Source organism: Aerococcus sp. HMSC062A02, assembly GCF_001809535.1.
Classification (GTDB): domain Bacteria; phylum Bacillota; class Bacilli; order Lactobacillales; family Aerococcaceae; genus Aerococcus.
The window spans coordinates 1-5,307 of the sequence record NZ_KV797951.1 but is presented as its reverse complement, the minus strand read 5'-3'; the positions used below and the strand labels follow the sequence as shown (position 1 = coordinate 5,307).

The following is a 5,307-nucleotide window of genomic DNA, read 5'->3' as shown; positions in this document are numbered from 1 at the left end:
GTGTGAGAGGATGCGGTAGAAAGGGACCTCTGGAATAAAAGAGCAGAGAAGGCTGGAAGCCTTCGATGGACTTTTATGAAGAGGAGCCCTTTCTGCATACTCGAACCCGACTACAGGGTGTGAGCAAAGGCGATTAGAAAGGGATGACTGGAGACAAAAGGGATAAGAGCGGTTTTAGCCGGTCGTTCCCTTTTGTTGAAGTCACTCCCTTTCTGCCTTTGCGAACCCGACTTGAGGGTGTGAGGGAGCGCGGTTAGAAGTGGACCTCTGGAGAAAATTGGAGCCAGCTATTTGTATTCGGAGAGTTTGAGTACAAATTGGAGAACACATCTCTTCTAATAAAATGATGGCCCATTAGGATGAGGCAGAACCATTAGTAAAAAATCTAAAATAAGGATCAACAAGCTAGCAAGGCCTTGCTAGCTTGTTTTCATTATGGTTCGGGAAAGGGCGGCTTGCCTAGCGGGGGCAACTTGGGAATGCTGGCCTCGTTTGCGAGTTGGAGCAATTCAACTTGCTAATCGGAGGCCCGTTTGCGAGTTGATGCAAGCCTAATCGCTAAGGGCGGCCTCGTTCGAAAGTTGGTGCGACCCGACTTGCTAACGGCAGCCCCATTTGAAAGTTGACGCGACCCGACTTGCGATCCGAAGCCCTATTCGAAAGTTGCCGACTCTCTACTTGCTACCAACCTACATCTTCCGCTGGCGTGGGTCGCCTTGGCGGAAGCCACCAGCCTTGATGAATTCATTGTAGAGAATCTCCCGGACATCTTCGTCCGTCAGCTGCTTGGTGGGCTTTTCTTCTTTTTTCGGTGCAGTTTTTTGCTTGTGGAAGATCTGGTAGATGGAGTTGACGCTCCGCCCTTCCGCAATATAATCCTTAATCTCGAGCAAGCGGTCCACATCATTAAGCGAATACATTCGCCGATTGGTTTCCGACCGCTGAGGTGTAATCAGGTGTTTCTCTTCGTAATAACGAATCTGACGGGCTGTGAGGTCGGTCAGTTTCATCACCGTTCCAATCGGAAAGACCGCCATCGACCGCCGCAACTCTTTTTCTGACATGAGAAATCCCCCTATCCTTTCAATTCTATAATCTGACATCATGTTATATTATTTTACATCTTTGTGCAAGCCAAAATCTTCCCAAAACGAGCAAAATCAGGCAAGTGGCAAAAGGCTTGCCTATTCTTTGCAAGTACCTTTTTTGTATCTGGATTTGGAGTCACTCTAAGAGGATCTCAGACAGGCTCTACGACAAGAAACCGAATTCATCTTCTCAACTTCAATTTTTTCACAAGCTTCTGTACCCTTAAAAGTCCCTCCAAGGCTCCAGTAAAGATCAAGTTTAGGCGGTCCAAATCCCGACCTTTCAAGGATTCTGGCTTGAAAATTTGCTATACTAGGTCTATTAAGCTAAGAGGAGTTGACACCATGCCCGAACAATCTTATGAACAAGTCAAACGTGCCGAGCGGGCCACCTGGCTCAGTATCGCCAGCTATCTCATCATTGCCACGGCCAAGTTACTAGGAGGTTATTTCTTCCGGTCCAGTGCGCTGACGGCGGATGGGATGAACAACCTATCGGATACCATCAATGCGGTCTTCATGTTTATCGGCCTGCGTTTCTCCCGCAAGCCAGCGGACAGCGACCACCGCTACGGCCACTGGAAGGCGGAATCTATCGCAACCCTGGCCATGAGCTTCCTGATTCTCTATATTGGCCTAGAAGTAACCCTGAACAGTCTGCAGAACTTCTTCCACTATGAGCCTGTGACCCCAGACCCCCTGACTATCGGCGTGGCCCTGGTCTCGGGACTGGTCATGTTGGGGGTCTACCTCTACAACAAGCGTCTGGCCAAGCAGCTTGAGAGCCAGGCCCTGCTCGCCTCTTCCAAGGACAATCTGACCGACGCCCTCACCTCCTTCATGACGGCCTTCACTGCCCTCACCAGCCAGTTCGGCTTGCCTTGGTTGGACGGGGTCATGGCCCTGGTAATCGGCCTCATTATCCTGAAGACCGGCTTCGATATCTTCGTCGACTCCACCTTCCAATTGACGGACGGCTTCCCCGTTGACCTGATTGAGACTTACGAGGAAGAGATTGCCGCCATCCCCGACGTCCACAGCGTCCGCCACATTGCCGCCCGCCGTTACGGTGCCAATGTCTACATCGACGTCACCATCCTGGTCGACCCCTCCCTCTCCGTCAAGGAAGGCCACGACATCACGGAAAAGGTGGAACACGTCTTAGCCGACGCCTTCGCCATCCAACAAGTCGATGTCCATGTCGAACCGGATTTATAAGAGAGAGCGCTTAATCTATGGTAGAATACTAGTAAGTTAAGACCTCGCGCCTGCTCGCTTGTCTGTGTTAACCAGAAAGGATGATACCATGGATAAAGAAACATTCATCAAAAATTATGCCGTTGAACGTCAAAACACCCAATCGCTCAAGTGGGACCTCTTAGAAGAACGCTTCGGCGATGCAAACCTGCTCCCACTATGGGTGGCTGACGCGGAGTTCAAGACACCCGATAGCGTCCGCCAAGCCCTCCACGACAAGATCGACCACGGTGTCTTCGGCTACACCTTTGTGAGCGATGACTACTACGAGGCCTTCTTCTCCTGGATGGCCGACCATTTCGACCTCCATTTAGAAAAAGACTGGATTCGTTTTACCACCGGTGTGGTCCAAGCTCTCTACTACTTCGTCTATGCCTATACCCAACCGGGCGACAGCATCCTTATCCAGACCCCGGTCTACTATCCCTTCCACAATGCCGCCCGGGATACGGGACGTCGTTTAATCACCTGCGACCTCAAGGCTGTCGACAATCATTTTGAAATCAACTATGCCGCCTTTGAGCAGGCCATTATCGATGCCCAGGTCAAGCTCTATATCCATTGCTCACCCCACAATCCAGCGGGCCGGGTGTGGACCGAAGACGAAATGGACAAGCTCTTTGCGATCTGTGAAAAGCACGATGTCTTGATTGTATCTGACGAAATCCACCAAGACTTCAACTTCAGCGGTCGGCCTCAGATCCCTGCCCTCAATGTGGCAGGCGGCAAGTACCGGAACCGGATCGTGGCAGTTAACGCAGCTTCTAAGACCTTCAACATGGCCACCCTCCTCCAGTCCCACGTCATGATTCCCGATGACCAATTGCGGGCCCAATACGACCAGGTGGTGGACCGCTTGAATCTCACCGAGAACAGCATGATGGGGCTCATTGCGACCGAAGCCGCCTACCGGGATGGGGCGGACTGGTTGGAAGGCTTCAAGGCCACCATCTACAGCAACTACACTTACCTCAAAGACCGCCTGGCCCAAGAACTCCCAGAAGCCAAGGTCACCGACCTGGAAGGGACCTATCTCATGTTCGTTGAGCTCCCCTTCGTCCAAGACCAAATCGACATGGAAAACTTTATCCAAGACTGCTGTGGCCTAGCCGTCGACTACGGCAACTGGTTCGGCGCCAACTTCGGCGACTACATCCGCCTCAATCTGGCCACCATCCCCGAAAATATCGAACAAGCCGCCGACGCCCTGATCAAAGAGAGCCGCCGCTTACTCGACAAATAAAACAGAAAACCAGAAGTTCCTTCAAACGAGGGCTTCTGTTTTTTTTCTAGACAGCAATCTTAAAAGATCGAGGTCCACTTTTCTTATAAGCAGCCAACAATTGAATTTAAAAACAAAACCTGTTCCCTAGGCGCTTTCTGAGTATTTTCTAAGGCTATTGGGTATAATTAAGGTGCAGATAATAGGATTTAGAAAAGGAGAAAAGACCATGAATGGAACGATGATTCAATATTTCGAGTGGGAGCTTGCGGATGATGGCAAGCACTGGCAGCGGGTGGCTAAAGACGCCCAGCACCTTGCTGACAAGGGCTTTTCCCATATTTGGCTGCCCCCAGCGACCAAGGGAACGGGCACCAATGATGTCGGCTACGGAATTTATGACCTCTATGACCTTGGCGAATTCGACCAAAAAGGGGCCCAGCGCACCAAGTATGGAACCAAGGATGACTATATAAAGGCCATCCAAACCCTTCAAGAAGCGGGCATCTCCGTCCTCGGCGATGTCGTGCTCAACCACAAGGCCGGGGCGGATGAGTCTGAGCGCTTCGAAGCCTATGAGGTGAACCCCGATAACCGCCAGGAAATCATTTCTGAAGCCCATGAAATTGAAGGTTGGACCAAGTTTACTTTTCCTGGACGCGGGGACACTTACAGTGCCTTCAAGTGGAATTGGACCCACTTCTCCGGTGTGGACTATGACCAGGCGACCGACAGCAATGGAATTTTCATGATCAAGGGGCTCAACAAGGGCTGGGCCGATAATGATGAAGTGGATAGCGAGAACGGAAACTTCGACTATCTCATGTTCGCCGATATTGACTACCGCCACCCCGACGTGATCAAGGAAGTGGAGAATTGGGCCAAGTGGTATGTCCAAGAGACCGGCCTGAACGGCTTCCGGCTCGACGCCCTCAAGCATATCAACGCCGACTTCATCGAGGAACTGGCAGCCAAGCTCCTGGAGGCTGACCCTGACTTCTACCTGATTGGGGAATACTGGAATGGGGACTATGCCAGCCTGGAGAACTATATGAACGAAACCAGCTTCGACATCGACCTGTTCGACGTCAAGCTCCACCAGAACTTCAAGGCAGCTTCCGAAGCGGTTGACGGCTTCGACATGTCCAGCCTGCTCGACGACACCCTGCTCCAGAAGAACCCCACCCTAGCCATCCCCTTCGTCGACAACCATGACTCCCAACCTGGCCAATCCCTCGAATCCTGGGTCCAAGACTGGTTCAAACCCCTCGCCTACGCCCTTATCCTCCTCCACCAAGACGGCCTCCCCTGCGTCTTCTACGGGGACTACTACGGCATCAGCGGCGACAATCCCATCCCCGGCGAGCAAGAGCTCCTCGACCAACTCCTGGACCTCCGACAGAATCAAGCTTACGGCAAGCAAAACAACTACTTCGACCACCCCAACTGCGTCGGCTTCACCCGCGAAGGCGATAGCGACCACCCCGATGGCCTAGCCCTCCTCATGTCCAACGGCGAAGCTGGCTTCAAAGACATGTACGTCGGCCAAGCCCACGCCGGTGAAGAGTGGCAGGACGCCCTCGGCAACAGCCCAGACACCATCAGCATCGATGACGACGGCAACGGCCACTTCACCTGCCCCGCAGGAAGCGTCTCTGTGTGGGTAAGGGTGTGAGCAATTGCGCTTAGACTTGAATAACTGGATACCAAACGGAAAAGAGCGGCTTTAGCCGATCGTTC

The 5,307-nt window shown here is 52.3% G+C and carries 4 protein-coding genes; 3 read left to right on the top strand and 1 reads right to left on the bottom strand.

Annotated elements, in window-relative coordinates:
- Window positions 1-689: 689 nt before the first annotated feature.
- Entirely contained in the window at window positions 690-1,064 is a 375-nt protein-coding gene (locus tag HMPREF2626_RS09890) for a MerR family transcriptional regulator (protein ID WP_070620840.1), read from the bottom strand.
- Window positions 1,065-1,433: 369 nt separating this feature from the next.
- On the opposite strand from HMPREF2626_RS09890, the gene HMPREF2626_RS09885 reads away from it, so the two are divergent.
- The 3 genes from HMPREF2626_RS09885 (at window position 1,434) to HMPREF2626_RS09875 (ending at window position 5,242) form a co-directional block, all read left to right on the top strand.
- Window positions 1,434-2,306: a cation diffusion facilitator family transporter gene (locus HMPREF2626_RS09885; RefSeq protein ID WP_067973414.1), complete on the top strand. Its 873-nt coding sequence runs from the start codon at window positions 1,434-1,436 to the stop codon at window positions 2,304-2,306.
- A gap of 88 nt (window positions 2,307-2,394) precedes the next feature.
- Entirely contained in the window at window positions 2,395-3,588 is a 1,194-nt protein-coding gene (locus HMPREF2626_RS09880; RefSeq protein WP_070620837.1) for a MalY/PatB family protein, read from the top strand.
- Window positions 3,589-3,796: 208 nt separating this feature from the next.
- Window positions 3,797-5,242, top strand: coding sequence for an alpha-amylase (locus HMPREF2626_RS09875; RefSeq protein WP_070620835.1), 1,446 nt, complete (start codon window positions 3,797-3,799; stop codon window positions 5,240-5,242).
- Window positions 5,243-5,307: the final 65 nt, after the last annotated feature.